This is a genomic window from Streptomyces sp. LARHCF249 (genome assembly GCF_052871255.1).
On the sequence record NZ_JBIXJQ010000011.1, the window covers coordinates 15,447 to 32,279 of the forward strand.

Annotated in this window: 16 protein-coding genes and 1 tRNA gene; 10 read left to right on the top strand and 7 right to left on the bottom strand. The window is 72.3% G+C overall.

Annotated features, from left to right (window positions below):
* Positions 1-100: 100 nt before the first annotated feature.
* The 5 genes from ACIPUC_RS28205 to ACIPUC_RS28225 all read left to right on the top strand — a co-directional run bounded on the left by ACIPUC_RS28205 (position 101) and on the right by ACIPUC_RS28225 (position 7,002).
* Entirely contained in the window at positions 101-2,539 is a 2,439-nt protein-coding gene (locus ACIPUC_RS28205) for a D-alanyl-D-alanine carboxypeptidase family protein (protein ID WP_446593086.1), read from the top strand.
* Positions 2,540-2,672: 133 nt separating this feature from the next.
* Positions 2,673-4,547 (top strand): MFS transporter, encoded by a 1,875-nt coding sequence (locus ACIPUC_RS28210; protein WP_446593087.1) that lies wholly within the window; start codon positions 2,673-2,675, stop codon positions 4,545-4,547.
* Between the two features lie 99 nt (positions 4,548-4,646).
* Positions 4,647-4,847, top strand: a complete 201-nt coding sequence (locus ACIPUC_RS28215; protein ID WP_446593088.1) for a hypothetical protein — start codon at positions 4,647-4,649, stop codon at positions 4,845-4,847.
* A gap of 176 nt (positions 4,848-5,023) precedes the next feature.
* Positions 5,024-5,662 (top strand): sortase domain-containing protein, encoded by a 639-nt coding sequence (locus ACIPUC_RS28220; RefSeq protein WP_446593090.1) that lies wholly within the window; start codon positions 5,024-5,026, stop codon positions 5,660-5,662.
* Between the two features lie 32 nt (positions 5,663-5,694).
* Entirely contained in the window at positions 5,695-7,002 is a 1,308-nt protein-coding gene (locus ACIPUC_RS28225; protein WP_446593092.1) for an ATP-binding protein, read from the top strand.
* Here the strand turns inward: ACIPUC_RS28225 and ACIPUC_RS28230 are convergent.
* The 4 genes from ACIPUC_RS28230 to ACIPUC_RS28245 all read right to left on the bottom strand — a co-directional run bounded on the left by ACIPUC_RS28230 (position 6,905) and on the right by ACIPUC_RS28245 (position 10,868).
* Complete coding sequence (locus ACIPUC_RS28230) at positions 6,905-7,744, bottom strand: nitroreductase/quinone reductase family protein (protein ID WP_446593093.1); 840 nt, start codon at positions 7,742-7,744, stop codon at positions 6,905-6,907. The genes ACIPUC_RS28225 and ACIPUC_RS28230 overlap by 98 nt on opposite strands.
* 231 nt (positions 7,745-7,975) lie before the next feature.
* Positions 7,976-8,048 (bottom strand) — tRNA-Arg (locus ACIPUC_RS28235).
* A 238-nt stretch (positions 8,049-8,286) separates the two neighbouring features.
* Positions 8,287-9,507 (bottom strand): MFS transporter, encoded by a 1,221-nt coding sequence (locus tag ACIPUC_RS28240; RefSeq protein ID WP_446593095.1) that lies wholly within the window; start codon positions 9,505-9,507, stop codon positions 8,287-8,289.
* A 5-nt stretch (positions 9,508-9,512) separates the two neighbouring features.
* Positions 9,513-10,868: an NAD(P)-binding domain-containing protein gene (locus ACIPUC_RS28245; protein WP_446593097.1), complete on the bottom strand. Its 1,356-nt coding sequence runs from the start codon at positions 10,866-10,868 to the stop codon at positions 9,513-9,515.
* Between the two features lie 176 nt (positions 10,869-11,044).
* Here ACIPUC_RS28245 and ACIPUC_RS28250 point away from each other — a divergent pair, with 176 nt between their 5' ends.
* From ACIPUC_RS28250 to ACIPUC_RS28260, 3 genes are all read left to right on the top strand, one after another.
* A complete protein-coding gene (locus tag ACIPUC_RS28250; RefSeq protein WP_446593099.1) occupies positions 11,045-11,413 on the top strand; it encodes an ArsR/SmtB family transcription factor in 369 nt (122 codons plus the stop codon).
* Positions 11,414-11,475: 62 nt separating this feature from the next.
* Positions 11,476-11,802, top strand: a complete 327-nt coding sequence (locus tag ACIPUC_RS28255; RefSeq protein WP_446593101.1) for an ArsR/SmtB family transcription factor — start codon at positions 11,476-11,478, stop codon at positions 11,800-11,802.
* The gene (locus ACIPUC_RS28260) at positions 11,792-12,292 is read left to right on the top strand and encodes an N-acetyltransferase family protein (protein WP_446593103.1); all 501 of its coding nucleotides are present in this window, start codon (positions 11,792-11,794) and stop codon (positions 12,290-12,292) included. Before ACIPUC_RS28255 ends, ACIPUC_RS28260 begins: the two co-directional genes overlap by 11 nt.
* 60 nt (positions 12,293-12,352) lie before the next feature.
* Here the strand turns inward: ACIPUC_RS28260 and ACIPUC_RS28265 are convergent, their stop codons facing one another.
* The 3 genes from ACIPUC_RS28265 to ACIPUC_RS28275 all read right to left on the bottom strand — a co-directional run bounded on the left by ACIPUC_RS28265 (position 12,353) and on the right by ACIPUC_RS28275 (position 14,546).
* Positions 12,353-13,393, bottom strand: coding sequence for an ArsO family NAD(P)H-dependent flavin-containing monooxygenase (locus tag ACIPUC_RS28265; RefSeq protein WP_446593105.1), 1,041 nt, complete (start codon positions 13,391-13,393; stop codon positions 12,353-12,355).
* The gene (locus tag ACIPUC_RS28270; protein ID WP_446593106.1) at positions 13,390-14,169 is read right to left on the bottom strand and encodes an aquaporin; all 780 of its coding nucleotides are present in this window, start codon (positions 14,167-14,169) and stop codon (positions 13,390-13,392) included. The genes ACIPUC_RS28265 and ACIPUC_RS28270 overlap by 4 nt, the downstream gene beginning before the upstream one ends.
* A 62-nt stretch (positions 14,170-14,231) precedes the next feature.
* Entirely contained in the window at positions 14,232-14,546 is a 315-nt protein-coding gene (locus ACIPUC_RS28275; protein ID WP_446593108.1) for an ArsR/SmtB family transcription factor, read from the bottom strand.
* Between the two features lie 71 nt (positions 14,547-14,617).
* On the opposite strand from ACIPUC_RS28275, the gene ACIPUC_RS28280 reads away from it, so the two are divergent.
* Together ACIPUC_RS28280 and ACIPUC_RS28285 are read left to right on the top strand one after the other, a co-directional pair.
* Entirely contained in the window at positions 14,618-15,049 is a 432-nt protein-coding gene (locus ACIPUC_RS28280) for an arsenate reductase ArsC (RefSeq protein WP_446593110.1), read from the top strand.
* A 397-nt stretch (positions 15,050-15,446) separates the two neighbouring features.
* Positions 15,447-16,820: an acyltransferase family protein gene (locus ACIPUC_RS28285; RefSeq protein WP_446593112.1), complete on the top strand. Its 1,374-nt coding sequence runs from the start codon at positions 15,447-15,449 to the stop codon at positions 16,818-16,820.
* Positions 16,821-16,833: the final 13 nt, after the last annotated feature.

Sequence of the window (16,833 nt, forward strand, 5' to 3'; positions counted from 1 at the left end):
AACGTCGGGGGCGGCGTCGACCTCCGCGGAGCGTGATCCGAGGCTGTCGGTGTTCCGGCAGAGGGATCCTGAGGGCCCCTCGGGTGACGTGGACACAGGCGTGGACACAGACGCTGACGCAGACGCGGAACCGGAGCCGGATGGTTCCGACAGCCGGGACGCCCTCCGCGACGCGGTCGCGGCGTGGGTCGCCACGGCGGACGAGCCGTCCGACACGCCCGAGCCCGAGCCGACCGATCCCGCCCCGGCCGCCGATTCCGCGTCGGCTGCGCCGGAGCCTGCCCCGGCCGACAGCGACCGCACCACTGCCCTCCGCGCCGTGAAGCCGGCTCCTGCCGATTCCGCTCCGGCGGCGCCGGAGGCCGGCCCGGCCGACAGTGAGCGCACGGCGGTGTTCCGCGCGGTGCGGCCGACGACGCCGAAGGACGCCCCGGCGGATTCCGCTTCGGCGGCGTCGACGCCTGCCCCGACCGCCGAGGCCGCCCCGTCGGCTGACGCTGATTCCGCTCCGGCGGTCGCCGACGACCGCACCGCCGCGTTCCGCGCCGTGAAGCCGGCTCCTGCCGATTCCGCTCCGGCGGCGCCGGAGGCTGCCCCGGCCGACAGTGAGCGCACGGCGGTGTTCCGTGCGGTGCGGCCGACGACGCCGAAGGCTGCCCCGGCGGATTCCGCTTCGGCGGCGCCGACACCTGCCCCGGCCGACGAGGCCGCCCCGTCGGCTGACGCTGATTCCGCTCCGGCGGCGCCGGAGGCCGGCCCGGCTGATTCCGCTTCGGTCAGCGGGCCGGTCGACGAGCCGGTCGGCGGCGACCGCGCCGCGAAGCCTGCTGCCGTCGAGCGGCCCGCCGACTCCGCTTCGGCGCAGCCGAAGGCCGCTCCGGCCGACGAGGCCGCCGACAGTGAGCGGACTGCCGTGTTCCGAGCCGTGCGGCCGGACGCGCCCGTCAAGGAGCCCGCGCCCCGGGAGCGGACCGGGGTGTTTCGGATTCCCGCCGTGGACGCCGATGCGGAGGCCGGCGACAGCGAGCGCACGGCCGTGTTCCGTGCCGTGAAGCCGGCGGCCCCCGCCGATTCCGCTTCCGCGCCGCCCAAGGCCAGCACCTTCGTGCCGCTGCGGACCGACGAGCCCGGAGAGCAGGAGCCCAAGGCCACGCCCAAGGCCACGCCCAAGCCGACGGCCAAGGCCCCGGCGCCGGCTCCGGCCCCCGCCTCGATGGACCGCAGCGAGCGGACCACCCAGCAGCCGCTGCCGCCCAAGCCGCCGCTCGACATGCTGGCGGACCTCACGAACAACCCGCCCCCGCCGCCGAGCCCGCTCCGCACCGCGATCCGGCGGTTCAAGATCTACTTCCCGCTCGCCGTGCTCCTGGCGATCATCCTCGCCGTCGTGCAGCTGGTGCGCCCCCTGCCCGAGCCGAAGCTCGTGATGACCGAGAAGTCCTCGTACACCTTCGGCGGCACCAAGCCCGAGCTGCCCTGGCCCAGCGAGGGCCAGGCCTACATGGCCGCCGCCGGCCTCGGCACGCTCGGCCAGTCCGGCGAGCAGAAGCCCGTGCCGATCGCCAGCGTCACCAAGTCGATGACGGCGTACATCATCCTGCGCGACCACCCCATCAAGAAGGGTGAGCAGGGCCAGATGATCGACGTGGACAAGCAGGCCGAGACCGAGGGCAAGAAGAACGACTCGGTCAACAACGAGTCCACCCTCGACACGGTCAAGGAGGGCGACAAGATCTCGGAGTACGACGCGATCGCCGCCCTCATGATCCCGTCGGCCAACAACATCGCGCGGCTGCTCGCGCGCTGGGACGCCGGTTCCCAGGAGGCGTTCGTCAAGAAGATGAACGACACCGCCAAGGAACTCGGCATGGCCAACACCACGTACACCGACCCCTCGGGTCTGGACGCGACCACGGTCAGCACCGCCGAGGACCAGGTGAAGCTGGGCCTGAAGCTCGTCGAGATCGAGGCGCTGCTGGACATCACCAAGAAGCCCAGCTGGGTCGACCCGTCGGGCAAGTCCTGGCGGAACTGGAACGGCCTCGTCCCGTACAACGAGTCGCTCGGCATCAAGACCGGTACGACGACGAAGGCCGGCGGAAACCTCCTGTTCGCCGCCCAGAAGAAGATCGGCAACACCAACCAGCTGATCGTCGGAGCCGTCCTCGGCCAGCACAAGCCGCCGATCATCGACAGCGTGCTCGCCGCGAGCAAGCAGCTGATGATCGCCACGCAGAAGGCCCTCGAAGGCGCGCCCGTCGTCAAGAAGGGCACTGTCGTGGGTTACGTGGACGACGGTCTCGGCGGCCGGACCCCGGTCGTCGCGACCGCCGACGTGCAGGCGGTCGGCTGGGCCTCGCTCACCGTGAACGTCAAGCTGGCCGACGGCGGCGGCAAGATCCCGCAGACCGCCAAGGCCGGCACCGAGATCGGCGTGCTCACCGTCGGCGAGGGCGCCAGCCAGGTGAAGGTGCCGGTGGCGCTCCAGAGCGAGCTCGCAGCGCCCGGCATCGGCGGCAAGCTGACGCGCGTCGGCTGACCGCCGGGTGAGAGCGCGGATCCGGCGTCCCGGGCAACCCCGGGGCGCCGGGACGCGTCTTGGGTCCGGGGACGTAGACGTATGGGCGTAGACGTGTGTGCGGGTGTGGACTCATGTGTTGGGGAGTACGTCAGTGACCACCGCTGAGCAGCGGCAGCAGCAGGAGGGCCGGCGCGGCGAGGGCCACGGCGGCGGCGCGACGGTGTCCGCGCTCCCCGGCCCCGACCCGGCCCCCGGCCCGGGCGGCATAGGAACGCGGGCTCTGGACCGGGTCCGCCGCCATCCCATCGCCGCGTCGACGCTGCTCGCAGGGGTGTTGCACGTCGTCTGGTTCTTCAGCTTCGCCAACAGCGGCGGCGACCTCGCCGCGCAGGACGCCTGGGCCGAGTTCGTGGGCCGCCACCCCGACTCGGCGTACAACCTCGCCTGGTACGGAGGCATGCACCCCGTCTCGTACAGCGTGGTCTCGCCGTACCTCATGCACATGCTCGGTGTCCGGACCACGATGATGATCGCGGGCACCGTCTCGGCCGGGCTGCTCGCCCTGGTCCTGACCCGCTGCCGCGGCGTCGTGCGCGAGCCCCTGTGGCCCGCGCTGGCCGGGGTGTACGGGCTGCTGTGCAACGCCCTGTCGGGCCGCGTCACCTTCGGCCTCGGCGTGATGTTCGCGCTCGGCGCCGTCGCCGCCGTGTTCTGCTGGCCGCGCAAGTGGGCGGAGCGGCGCTGGGCCAAGGCGGCCGTGGCGGCTGCGCTGGCCGGGCTCGCGACCGCCTCCAGCCCGGTCGCCGGGCTCTTCCTCGGGGTGATCGCGGCCGCGCTGTTCCTGAGCGGGCGGCGGCCGGGGGCGTACGCGCTGGGCCTGGCCCCCGTGGCCGTGGTCGGGCTGTCGTCCTGGCTGTTCCCCTTCTCCGGGACGCAGCCGATGAAGTTCGGCTCGGCGTGGCTGCCGTTCGTGTTCGCGCTGGCGGTCCTGTTCCTCGTACCCGAGCGGTGGAAGACGGTCCGGATCTCCTCGGCCGTCTACGCGTTCGGGGTGTTCCTGACCTGGGCGATCGACTCCCAGATCGGCTCGAACGTCACCCGGCTGATCATGCTCTTCGGCGGGGCGGTGCTGCTCGCGGCCCTCCCGTACGCGGTCCCGCGCACGCGGCGGTGGTACGCGCTGCTGCTCGCCTTCGCCGGGCTGAACATCTGGATCACCACCAACAGCATCACGGACATCGTCCGCACCACTCCGGTGGCCGCCTGGAACCGCGAGCTGGCCCCGCTCGTCGACCAGCTGCAGAAGGCGGGCGCCGATCGGGGCCGGGTCGAGGTGGTCCCGGCCAGCAGCCACCGGGAGTCCTCTGCCTTCCCCTCGTACGTGAACCTCGCGCGCGGCTGGAACCGGCAGGCCGACCTGGAGCGGAACCCGCTCTTCTACGACGACACCCTGACCGCCGACAACTACCGGGCCTGGCTCGAGCGCTGGGCGGTGCACTACGTGGTGCTGCCCGCCGACAAACCCGACTCGGGCGGGGAGGACGAGGCGAAGCTGCTGCGCGAGGGGCTCCCGTACCTCCAGCAGGTGTGGGGCGACGCGAACTGGCAGCTGTTCAAGGTCCACCAGCCGACGGACCTGGTGTCCGGGCCGGCGACGGTGGTCCGGGCGGGCGCCGACCGGCTCGTCATCGACGTGAAGCAGGCCGGGCGGGTGCTCGTACGGATCCCGCACTCGCCGTGGCTGGGGCTCGTGGACGGTGCGGGCAAGCCGGTGGCGCCGCCGGACGAGACCTTCGCGTCGAAGGCGAAGGCGGCTTCTCCGAAGGAGTACGCGAACACGGCGGGATGCCTGTTCAAGGCAGCCCCGGACGACGCGGGCGACGTCTGGACGGAGCTGCTGGCGCCGGCCCCGGGGGAGTACCGGGTGGCGGCGAAGTACCAGCTGCCCCGGGGCACGCCCTGCCCGGAGGAGCTGATCCACGGCACGCTGGGGCCGCCGGAGCGGGCGGCGCCGCCCCGGCCTTGATCCACCATCCTTTACGTCCGGTCCGGGTGCGTTGGGCCGTATATCTGCATACCATCCCAGTAGTCCGATTGGGTGCTTCCCGAAGGAGTTGACGACGGGATGAGCAAAGAGCAGAAGCAGGACTTCCGAGAGGTCCCCCAGGCGCACGAGCCGGACCGGCCGCCGCGCCCGCCGGGCCACGGCTTCGACGGTCCGCTGCGCAGCAAGGTCAAGGGCGGGGCGCACACGAAGGCGGCCCTGAAGCGGGCCGGCACTCCGCAGGGTGACCGCATCGGCGAGCGCAGCAGAGGCCTGAGCTGACTGATCTGACCCTTTCGAGACGCCCTTCCGGCCCCGGCCGGGAGGGCATTTTCGTGCCGTCGCCACACCGTGACGACGTCCGTGACGACGTCCGTCACGACTTCGCGGGCGAGTATCCGGACAACCGTTACATTGCCGACGGACGACCCACACACGCCCCTCGTAACGTCCTGCCCATGACCCGCACCCCCGCACCCGCCCGCCGCGCACTGGCGGTGACCGCCCTCGCCGTCGCCGTCACCGGCACCCTCGCCGCCTGCGGCTCCGGCTCCGGCTCCGGGACCGCCCTGCCCCCGGATCCCAAGGTCGGCAGTACGGCGGCCCCGGTGGCCGACACCGGAGGCGGCGCCCCGGCGCTGCCCCGGTCCGAGCCGACCGGCATGAAGATCGATGCGGCGGGGGTGGACGCGAAGAAGATGGTCGACCTGAAGGTGGACGCCGCGACCGGCGAGCTCGGGGTGCCCGACGCCGAGACCGACGCGAACAGCCCCGGCTGGTGGACGCAGGGCGTCACCCCGGGCGAGAAGGGCGTCTCCGTCCTCGTCGCGCACTTCGACACCAAGTACGGCCCGGCACTGATGAAGGACGTCAAGAAGATCAAGCTCGGCGACCTGGTGGAGGTCTCGCGCGAGGACGGCAAGACCGCCAAGTTCAAGATCCGCGAAATCGAGGACGTGAACAAGGAGGACTTCCCGACCGACAAGGTCTACGGCGACACCGGCCGCCCCGAGCTGCGCCTGCTCACCTGCGGCGGTGAGCTGAAGGACGGCCACCGCACCAACAACGTCATCTTCTACGCCGACCTGGTGGCGTAGCGCCCGGGAGGCCCCATTACCGTGACCTCACGATGACGACCCTTCGGCTGCCCGCCTGGACCTCGACCCTGACCTGGAAGGCCGCGGTCTTCATCACCCTCATGTGCTGCGGGCTCGCGGCCCTGCTCGGCGGCCTCGTCCACGGCGCCATGACCCACCAGACGGTCAGCACGGCGCGCGAGAAGGCGCTCGCCAAGCTGGACCGGACCATCGCGGCGTACGAGATCGGCGCGCGGATGGCGCGCGGCGAGGGCATCGACCCCGTCGGCCTGCCGCCGGAGCTGCGCGCACTGGCGCTCAGCGGCAAGCGCGCCACGGCCATCGGCGAACACCGCGGCCGCTCCGCGATGTGGGCGGCGGCGCCGGCCGACCAGGACACCGCGATAGCCGTGTCCGTGGACTTCACCGCCGCCGAGCGGACCATCGCCGAGCTGGACCGGGCCATCCTCGGCTCCTCGGTGCTCGCCATCGGCGGCACCCTGCTCATCGGCGCGGTCGGCGTCACCCGGATCACCCGGCGGCTGCACCTGACGGCGCAGGTGGCCCGCCGGATCAGCGCGGGCGACCTGGACGCGCGGGTCGACGACAGCGCGCGCAACAAGGACGAGGTCGCGGCGGTCTCCCGGGCCCTGGACACGATGGCCTCCACGCTCCAGTGCAAGCTGGAGGCGGAGCAGCGGTTCACGGCGGACGTGGCCCACGAGCTCCGCACCCCGCTGACCGGCCTGAACGCGGCCGCCGAGCTCCTGCCGCCGGGACGCCCGGCCGAACTCGTACGGGACCGCGTCCAGGCGATGCGCGCGCTGACCGAGGACCTCCTGGAGATCTCCCGGCTGGACACGGGCAGCGAACGCGTGGACCTGGACACGTACGACCTGGCCGCCCTGGCGGCCCGCACGATCCGCGCCTCGGGCACCGACACGCGGCTGGAGGTGGTCTCGTCCCTCCGGGTGGAGACGGACCGGCGGCGCCTGGAGCGGATCCTCGGCAACCTCGTCGCCAACGCCCACAAGCACGGCGCGGCCCCGGTCACGCTGCGGGTGGACGGCCGGACCGTGACGGTGGCGGACGCGGGCCCCGGCTATCCGGAGTACCTGCTCACCGCCGGCCCGCAGCGGTTCCGTACGGAGGGCATGAACAAGGGCCACGGCCTGGGCCTGACCATCGCCGCGGGCCAGGCCCGCGCCCTCGGCGCCACCCTCGCCTTCCGCAATCCGCAGGAGGGCGGCGCCGAGGCCCGCGTTACGCTCCCAGAGCCCGCAGCACCGGAAGCAACTGCGCCTCCTCGCTGTCGAGATGCGCCTCCAGCTCCCGGCTCAGCCGCTCCACCCGCTCGCTGAACCCGGCGTCGCCGTCACCGGGCGGCCCGTCCAGCGCGCGTACGAGCTCCTCCTGGAGCTTCGCGATGACCTGGTGCTCGCCATCGAGCCTGCGGAAGAACCCGCCCATGTGCGGATGCTGTTGCTCCAGGTACGGGAACAGCCCGGCGCCCTCGCTCCGGTGGTGGAACTCCAGGGTGTGGCAGAACGCGAGGCAGTGCTGGCGTAGTTGCAGCCCGAGCGACCCGGGTCCACCGCTGCGCGCCTGCTCCCGTACGAGGGCCAGCTGCGCCCGCAGCCACCCGTGCACCTCGAGCAGCTTCCCGGCGACCCCGCCCTCCGCGGCGGGCACCTCGTGCGTGCGCTGGAGCGCCACGACGGGAATCACCCGCCCGGTCCGCTCCTGGTACTCCCCGTACCCGGGCGCCTCGCCCACGACGCGCGCGAACAGCTCGTCCCGCCGCGCCCCTTCGGCGGGTACGGCGACGGCCTCGTACTCCTCGGTCCCGGTCTCGACCTCTACGAGGGGACGCGCGAGCAGATTGTGATACCAGGCGGGATGCCGGTCGGCCCCGGCCGCGGACCCGACGACGAGCAGCTCCCCGCTCCCGTCCTGTACGAACCCGAGCGGGACGGTGTGCGGCTTCCCGGACCTGGCCCCGGTGGTGGTGAGCAGGATCAGCTCGGATCCTTCGAAGGGCCCGCCGACCCGGCCGGCGTTCGCCCGGAACTCTTCGATGACAGCTTGATTGAAAGAAGACACGGAGTGTGGATTCCTCACGGTGTGTATGCGTGCGATGGCAGCGGTACAACCGAGGGGGATCACCCGTAGCCGGTGGCGTAATTGCCCATGGGCCCGGTCCTTCGACAACAGGTGCCTGCCCGACCACCGCCCGGCCCACATCTCAGTAGGCGGCGTCACGCGACACGGGAGCCATCCAACCACAACGCGACGAGGACCCCCAGCCGATTACGGCGGGAGGTCCTCGTGATGTGCCCTCGGCAGGATTCGAACCTGCGACACCGGCTTTAGGAGAGCCGTGCTCTATCCCCTGAGCTACGAAGGCGTGCGGAGACCTGGCTGTGAGGCCTGGCCACCGCGGTCAGTGTAGCGGGTGGCGCTTGATCCGCATCTGCGATCTACGGCGCCTGCGCTTCGAGGCGGGTGCGACAGCTTGCTGAGCCAGGCGCCGCCGATGGGGATGAGCGGGCGGCGTTCGCACCGTCGGCACGGACCCGCTCGTGCGGGTCGCCCTCGGTGACGCAGAGGTCGTGAGGCGGGGGTCGTCCACTGTCCGGCCCGCCTTAATTCACCTTCAGGAGTGCCTTCTTGGCGGGGACGGCTGCCAGTGCGGTCGCGATGAGTGAGATGGCGGCCAGGACTGCGAAGAGGTGCGGGTAGCCGCCGAGGGGGCCGGCGAGGGCGGCGCCTGCCCAGGGGGCGAGGGCTGCGGTGATGTGGGCCGGGGCGCCGAGGAGGGCGGAGAGGCGGCCGTAGTGGGTGGTGCCCCAGCGGTCGGTGACGGCGGTGGCCTGGAGGAGGGTGAGGTTGCCGCGGACGACGCCCGCCAGGACCGCGAGCAGGACCAGGAGGGGCACGGGGCCGGGGACGACGGCGAGGGCTGCGGTGGTCGCGCCGCCGAGGGTGATGAGGGTGACGGTGCGCGTCGTGACGGATGTGCGGGTGGACAGGCTCGCGTAGAGGGTGCGGCCGAGGGTCTGGCCTGCCCCGCCCAGCCCGAGTGCCCAGGCGGCCTGAGTGGGCGTGGCGCCGCGTTCGGTGAGGAGCGGGATGAGCCCCATGACGACCGCGTACATGGCGAAGCTGGAGAGGGTGAAGGCCGCGGCGAGCAGGAGGAACGGCCGGCTGCGCGGGATGGGAGTGCGGTCGACGGCCGGTGGCTGCGGTGGGGCGGCCGGCCAGGGGGCGCGCAGGGCCAGGGCGTGCGCGGGGACGGTGATGACCGCGAGGATCACCGCGAGGACCGCGTACGTCGCCCGCCAGGTCAGGTGCTCGGCGAGGAGCGCGGTCAGGGGTGCGAAGACGGTGGAGGCCAGTCCGCCGGCGAGCGTGACGATGGTCAGGGCGCGGACGCGGTCGCGGCCCCACCAGCGGGTCAGGGCGGCGAAAGCGGGCGGGTAGAAGGTGGCGGCCATGGCGACGCCCGCCAGCAGCCAACCGATGGTGAACACGGTCAGGTTGGGGGCGGCCGCGACGAGCAGCAGGGCGAGCGTCCCGAGTGTGGAGCCGGCGGTCATCACGGCGCGCGGACCTCGCCGGTCGAGGATCCGGCCGATCGGGATCCCGGCGACGGCCGAGACCAGGAGCGCGAGGGAGAACGCGGCCGTTGCCGCGCTGGTGGACCAGCCGGTGTCGGCGGTCAGGCGTGGGAGGAGGACGGGGAAGGCGTAGTAGACGATGCCCCAGCTGGTGATCTGCGTGGCGCAGAGGGCGGGCAGGGCGGCGCGCGGCCGCGCCCGGACTTCCGCCCCGGGCGCGGCCGCGTCGGCCTGAACGTGGTTCACGGGGGTCAGCAGCCGCCGGAAGAGGCCGGGGCGCCGATCGTGAGCGTGGCGGGGGCTGCGCAGCAGCCGCCACCGGTCGCCTCGGCGGCCTCGGGCTGGTCGAAGAGGCCGGCGCCGCCGCACACTCCGGTCTCGGGCAGGGTGAGCTCGACGCGCTCGGCGGCTTCCCGGTCGCCGGCGAGGGCGGCGGCGATGGAGCGGACCTGCTCGTAGCCGGTCATGGCGAGGAAGGCCGTGGAGCGGCCGTAGCTCTTCATGCCGACGAGGTAGACGTCCTTCTCCGGGTGGGAGAGCTCCTTCACGCCGTGGGGGTAGACGGTGCCGCAGGAGTGCTGGTTGGGGTCGATCAGCGGGGCCAGCTCCAGGGGCGCCTGGAGGCGTTCGTCGAGGCCCAGGCGCAGTTCGGAGACGAAGGACAGGTCGGGGCGCAGGCCGGTGAGGACGATGACCTCGTCGACCGGGTCCAGGCGGCGGCCGTCCTCTGCGATCAGGACCAGCCGGTCCCCGTCACGCTCGATGGTGTCGGTGCGGAATCCGGTGACGGCGTCGGCGTAGCCGTTGTCGACGGCGGCCTTGGCGGCGAGGCCGAGGGCGCCGCGGGCGGGGAGCTGGTCGGCGGCTCCACCGCCGAAGGTCGAGCCGCTGATGCCGCGGCGCAGGATCCATACGGAGTGGGTGCCCGGCTGGTCCTCGGCGAGGTCGGCGAGGTAGGCGAGTGCGGTGAAGGCGGAGGCGCCGGAGCCGATGACCGCGGTGCGCTTGCCCGCGTAACGGGCGGCGACGGCAGGGTCCTTCAGATCCGGGACGCGGTAGGTGATGCGGTCGGTTGCCGCCTTCTCGCCGAGGGCCGCGAGTCCGCTGCCGCCGGCCGGGCCGGGGGTGGACCAGGTGCCGGAGGCGTCGATGACGGCACGTGCCCGGATGCGCTGCTCGGCTCCGTCGGCGGTCGTGTAGTGGATGACGAAAGGCTGCGCCTCGCGGTCGGCGTCGACGATGCGGTCCCGTCCGGAACGGGAGACGCCGGTGACCCGCGCTTCGTAGCGGACCTGCTCGCCGAGGACGTCGGCGAGGGGCTGGAGGTAGAGCTCGGCCCAGTCCCCGCCGGACGGGTAGGTGGCCGGGTCGGGCTTGACCCAGCCGGTGGGGGCGAGGAGCTTCTCGGCGGCCGGGTCGACGACCTCGCCCCAGGTGGAGAACAGCCGCACGTGTGCCCACTCGCGGACCGCGGCGCCGGCGGTGGGGCCGGCCTCCAGGACGAGGGGTTCGATGCCGCGGTCGACCAGGTGGGCAGCGGCGGCGAGTCCGGCGGGTCCGGCCCCGATGACGACGACAGGCAGGTCGGTGGTGGCAGGCGCGTTCACGGCAGGCTCCTCTTTTGTTTCGACATCCGTCGATGCTTGCCTCTCCAGCATGGCACCTGCTTCGATGAGCGTCAACATAGACATTCATCAAATCGGGGGTCTCTTGTGAAGGGCGCGGACGGGCCGCATCAAGGCCGCCTCTGCCGACCTGGTTCGATGTGTGTCAACATAGATGCATGTCTAATGCGAAGGTTCTGCCGCTCCTCGAGCCCGAGGCCGTCGCGCCCTGCTGCCCGCCGCTGACCGAGCGCGCCATGTCCGCGAACGAGGCCGAGGCCGCGGCGAAGATGTTCAAGGCCCTCGGCGACCCCGTACGCCTGCGCCTGTTCTCCGCCGTCGCCTCCGCCGAGGGCGGGGAGGCGTGCGTGTGCGACATCTCCGACGTCGGGGTGTCCCAGCCGACCGTCTCCCACCACCTGAAGAAGCTGAAGGAGGCGGGCCTGCTGTCCTCCGAGCGGCGCGGGACCTGGGTGTACTACCGGGTCGAACCGTCCGTGCTCGCTGCGATGGGGGCACTGCTGGGCGGCTCCGCCCGCGAGGCGTAGGACTACGGGTGGGACGCGGGCTTCTGGCGCCGGCCTGATCTATCGATTATCGTCGATGGACGATGAAGACCAGCCTGCCGCTCAGTGAAGAAGACGCCCACACGTACGCGGGCTGGTTCAAGGCCTTGGCCGATCCCACCCGCGTGCGGCTGCTCCACCTGGTGGCCGGCGCGGACCGGGCGATGAGTGTGGGCGAGATCGTGGCGCGGGCCGAGGTCGGCCAGTCGACGGTCTCGCACCACCTCAAGATCCTGGCCGAGGTGCGGTTCGTCCTCGCCGAGAAGCAGGGCACCTCCACCCTCTACACGGTCAACCGCACCTGCCTGACGGTCTTCCCCCGCGCCGTACGCGCGATCCTCGGCGAGGGGGCGCCCTCCGATGGCTGCTGAGATCACCATCGCGGCGATGGTGCCTGCGCACGCGGAGCAGGTGCTGGCGATCTACCAGTGCGGGATCGACGAAGGCAACGCCACCTTCGAAACCCGCGCCCCGACCTGGGCGGAGTTCGACGCCGCCAAGCTCCCCGAGTACCGGTTCGCCGCCCTCGGCGCCGAGGAGACCGTGCTCGGCTGGATCGCCGCCACACGGGTTTCGGATCGGTGCGCCTACGCCGGCGTGGTCGAGCACTCGGTCTACGTCCACCCCGAGGCGCGCGGCCGCGGCGCCGCCTCCGCCCTGCTGAAGGCCCTCATCGACAGGACCGAGGCTGACGGGATCTGGACGATCCAGTCCGGGATCTTCCCGGAAAACGCGGCCAGCCTCGCTCTCCACGAGCGAGCGGGCTTCCGGATCATCGGTACGCGTGAGCGCATCGGCCGCCGGCAGGGCATCTGGCGCGACGTGGTCCTGCTGGAGCGCCGGAGCCCGCTGATCGGCTGAGCTCCCCGTCCGGGGTGAGCCGACGGCGGTGGAAGCCGAAGTGCCGAGCTCCTCGGCGGTTCAGGCGCCGAAGAGTTCGGCGATCTCGCGGGCTGCGTCGCGGGCGGTGCGGCCGACGCCGATGAGGGTGGCGGAGGCCGGGCCGGTCCAGTCGCCGTAGCCGAGGAGGTGGATCCGCGGGTCCGCGAGGGCACGCGTGCCTTCGGTGGGGATGCGGCCGCCTTCGGTACGGAGGCCCAGCGGGGAGAGGTGGGAGAGGGCCGGGCGGAAGCCCGTGCACCAGATCACCGCGTCGCACGGCCAGAGGGTGCCGTCGGCCCAGCGGGCGCCGTCGGGGGTGAGGGTGTCGAACATGCGGTGGTCGGGGATGAGGCCGGCGTCCCGGGCGGCGCGTACGGGCGGGACGGCGACGATGTCGCCGAGGTCGGAGATGCGGGGACCGCCGGACTGGACGCGCCGGGTGGCCAGTTGGAACAGGGCGCTGCCGTCGATCTCGTCCGGGAGGTAGCGGGCGGGCCGCTGGGAGACCCAGCGGACCGTGGCGTGCGGGGCGAGGTCGGCGGCGATCTGAGCGCCGGAGTTTCCCCCGCCCGCGACGATCACGCGCTGGCCGGCGTAGTCCCAGGGGCTTCGGTACTCCACCGTGTGGTGCTGGCGGCCCCGGAAGGCCGACCGGCCGGGGACGGCGGGCAGGAAGGGGCGCCACCAGTTGCCGGTGGCGCTGATCACGGCGCGGGCGGTCCAGGGGCCCGTGTCCGTCTCGATGCGCAGGAGGCGTGAGGCGTCGTGGACGCCGGTGACGCGGACGCCGCGCTGGAGGGGGAATTCGTACCGCTTCTCGTAGTCGGCGAGGTACTCCAGCACGTGCGAGACGTCGGGGAACGGCTTGCCCTCCTGCTGCGGCATGAGGCGGCCGGGCAGGGAGGAGTAGGCGGCCGGGGAGAACAAGTGGAGGGAGTCCCAGGCGTGCTGCCAGGCTCCGCCGGGAGTCGTCTGGGCGTCGAGGATGGTGAAGTCGATGCCCGCCCGGCGCAGGTAGTAGCCGGCGGCGAGCCCTGCTTGGCCACCGCCGACCACCACCACATCCGCGTGCCGCGTCATGCGGCGGGTGCCCCCTGCTCCGTCTTTCCGCGCATGAAGATGACCGCCACCAGGGCCAGGCCCAGTACGGCACCGGCCAGCTGGGCGCCGATGAAGGCCGGGACCGAGGCCGGGGCGATGCCCGCGAAGGTGTCGGTGAAGGCGCGGCCGACGGTGACCGCCGGGTTCGCGAAGGAGGTGGATGACGTGAACCAGTACGCGGCGCCGATGTACGAGGCCACCGCGACGGGCGCGAAGCGCAGGCGGTCGGTACGGGCGAGGCCGAAGATCAGCAGGATCAGTCCGGCGGTGGCCACGACCTCGCCGAGGAGCAGGTTCCCGGCCGAGCGGTCGTGGGTGGACCACTTCACCAGGGGCTCGCCGAACATCGCGTCCGCCAGGATCGCGCCCGCGATCGCGCCCGCGATCTGGGAGGGGGCGTAGACGGCCAGCTCGCGCCCCGTGACCCCCGCTCCACCGCGACGGGCCGTCCACCACTCGGCCAGCGTGACGGCCGGGTTGAAGTGGGCGCCGGACACCGGGCCGAGGAGCACGATGAGCACGCCGAGGCCGAAGACGGTGGCCGTGGAGTTGGCCAGCAGCTGCAGGGCGACGTCCTGGGTGAGCTCGGTGGCCTGGATGCCGGAGCCGACCACGACCGCGACCAGCGCGGCGGTGCCGACCAGCTCGGCGGCGGCGCGGGCGATCAGCGGCGTGCGCGGCGGGGTCGCACCGGGTGCGGGCTGCGGCGCGTCGGCGTCTATGACGGCCTCCGCTGCGGGCTGGATGGCGGACAACGACTTCTCCTCGGGCAGGTGCGGGTGCAGGTAAAGGTCGGGGGCAAGGCAGAGCGGGCGGACTACGGGCAGGACCGCTTGACGTTCGCCTCGGCCGTGGCGCGGGCGGTCTGGGCAAGAGCGGCGAACTGGCCGGCGACGGCTTCGATGACCTCCGGGCGCAGGCGGTAGTACGTGAATCTCCCGCATGGCTCCGTCTCGACGACTCCGGCCTCGCGCAGCACCTTGAGGTGGTTGGAGAGGTTCGTCTGCTTGGCACCCGTCTCCTCCACGAGGTGGGTGGTGCAGAGCGTCTCCTTGGCCAGGAGGGTCACGATCCGGAGCCTGAGCGGGTCGGCCAGAACCCGGATCAGATCAGTGTCGACTGACGTCATCATGTACTGATACTGTCACATCACGCAGGGCTGATACCAGTCCGGGCTGAGTTCTTGGATTGAAGGAAGAGACGATGTCCTCCACCCCGCTCGCATCCGTGCTGTTCGTCTGCATCCACAACGCAGGCCGCTCGCAGATGGCCGCCGGATTCCTGCGCCACCTCGCGGGCGACCGGGTCGAGGTCCGCTCGGCCGGCTCCGTCCCCGGAGAGCAGGTCAACCCCTCCGCCGTGGCCGCGATGGCCGAGCTGGGGATCGACATCTCCGACCAGAAGCCCAAGGTCCTGACCCCCGAGGCCGCCCAGGCCTCCGACTACATCATCACCATGGGCTGCGGCGACGCCTGCCCGTACTTCCCCGGCAAGACCTACCTCGACTGGCAGCTCGAGGACCCGGCCGGCCAGGGCGTGGAAGCCGTCCGCCCCATCCGCGACGAGATCAAGGCCCTCATCGAGGGCCTCGTCGCCGAGATCGACACCAAGAGCGCGAAGAAGCAGGAGAGCTGACCCCGTCATGACGAACGACGTACGCGAGGTCGTCAGCATCGGCTCCGGCCCGGCCGGCTACACCGCCGCGCGGCGCCGTACACGGCCCGCGCACAGCTGAAGCCCCTGCTCTTCGGCAGCGAATCCGAGCTCGTAGCGGCAGGCTGAGCGCCGAAGAGCAGGTGGGCACCGCTCAGCCTCCTCGCCATGGGGCTGTCGCGCCCGATCCCGAGTCGCTGGGGGCGCCCGACCGACTCGGGAGTGCACGACCTGCCCGACGACCCCGGGCCGGTCCGTCGTGATGGAGCGCGGGCCGGGCAGGGCCGCCGGCGCTGTCCGGCGGACCTGGTCGAGCCGCTGACCTCGGGCGGTCCGTGGGCGACGGCCGGCCGCCGGGGCGTCGGCTATCGTCCCTGCGGTGAAGCTCATACCCACACGCTCCCCGCGGACGTCCGCCCCACCGGCCGCCGCACCCGGTGTCCGGCTCGGCTGGTTGGACGCGCTGCGCGGCGTCGCCGCGCTGATCGTGGCACTGCACCACTTCGACGTGCTGAGGATGCTGCCCTTCGGGGGCATGGTCTGGCGGAACTTCGACATGGGCCTGTTCGGCGTCATGCTCTTCTTCATCGTGAGCGGCTACATCATCCCGGCCTCGCTGGAGCGGCGGGGCGATGTCCGCGGCTTCTGGATCGGCCGGATCTTCCGGATCTACCCGGCCCTGATCGCCGCCTTCGTCCTCTCGATCATGATGCTGCCGGCCGGGGACGGCTCGGTCTCGCTGCTGAGGACCGGCGACGACCCGTCCTCGCTGGTCGCGAACGGCCTGATGCTCCAGGACCTGCTCGGCGTCAAGAACGGTCTGAACGTCACCTGGACGCTGTGCTACGAGATGGTCTTCTACTTCTTCGTCACCGCCCTGTTCACCCGCGGCCTGCACCGGCACAGCGGGCCGATCGCGGTGGCTCTGGCCGGCGTCGCCCTGGCGGCCGGTACGGCCGTCGGCAGCCAGCTCCTGAGCGCGGAACTCGGCTCGACCCGGCAGCTCCTGCTGATCGTGACGCCGATCGTGCTCGTGGGCCTCGCCGGCGTGCTGAGCGGCCGCCGGATGCCGACCGGGACGGGCGCCCTGCTGCTCGCCGGGGTCGGCCTGGTCCTGGTCACGCTGAACAGCCGGGCCCCCGCCTTCGAGACCTGGATGATCTTCGCGACCATGTTCGCCGGCACCGTGGTGTACCGGGCGCAGCACGGCCAGCTCGCCCGGGTACCGGCCCTGCTCTCCTGCGGGTTCGTCGTCGTCGCGGGTGTGCTGACCGGCTGGCTGTACAACCGGGGCGAGGCTCTGGAGCGGACCTGGTCCGCGGGCTGGAAGGCCTGGTCGATCGCCTACCTCGCCGCATGGGTGCTCTTCGGCATCGGCTTCCTCCTGCGGGGGCGCCGCTTCCCGAAGGCGCTGACCTGGCTCGGCGCGGTCAGCTTCTCGGTGTACCTGCTGCACATCCCGCTGCTGCGCGCCGTCGAACCGCTCGTGGGCGTTCCGCCGCAGCCGTCCTCGGCGCTCGGTCGGATCGCCTGGACGGGGGTGTTCCTCGGCGTCGTGCTGGCCGTCAGCTACCTGATGTACCGCCTGGTCGAGATCCCGATGCAGCGCCTTGGCCGGCGCGTGCAGAAGGCGGCGGACCGCCGGCGGCCGGGAACCGTGCCCCCGGCACCCCCGGCACCCGCCTCACCGGCGGCCCCTGCCGAGGCCGATGCGGCCGAGCGCGTCGAGCTCACCCTCCCCGCGCGTCACTGACCGGGGGAGGGGG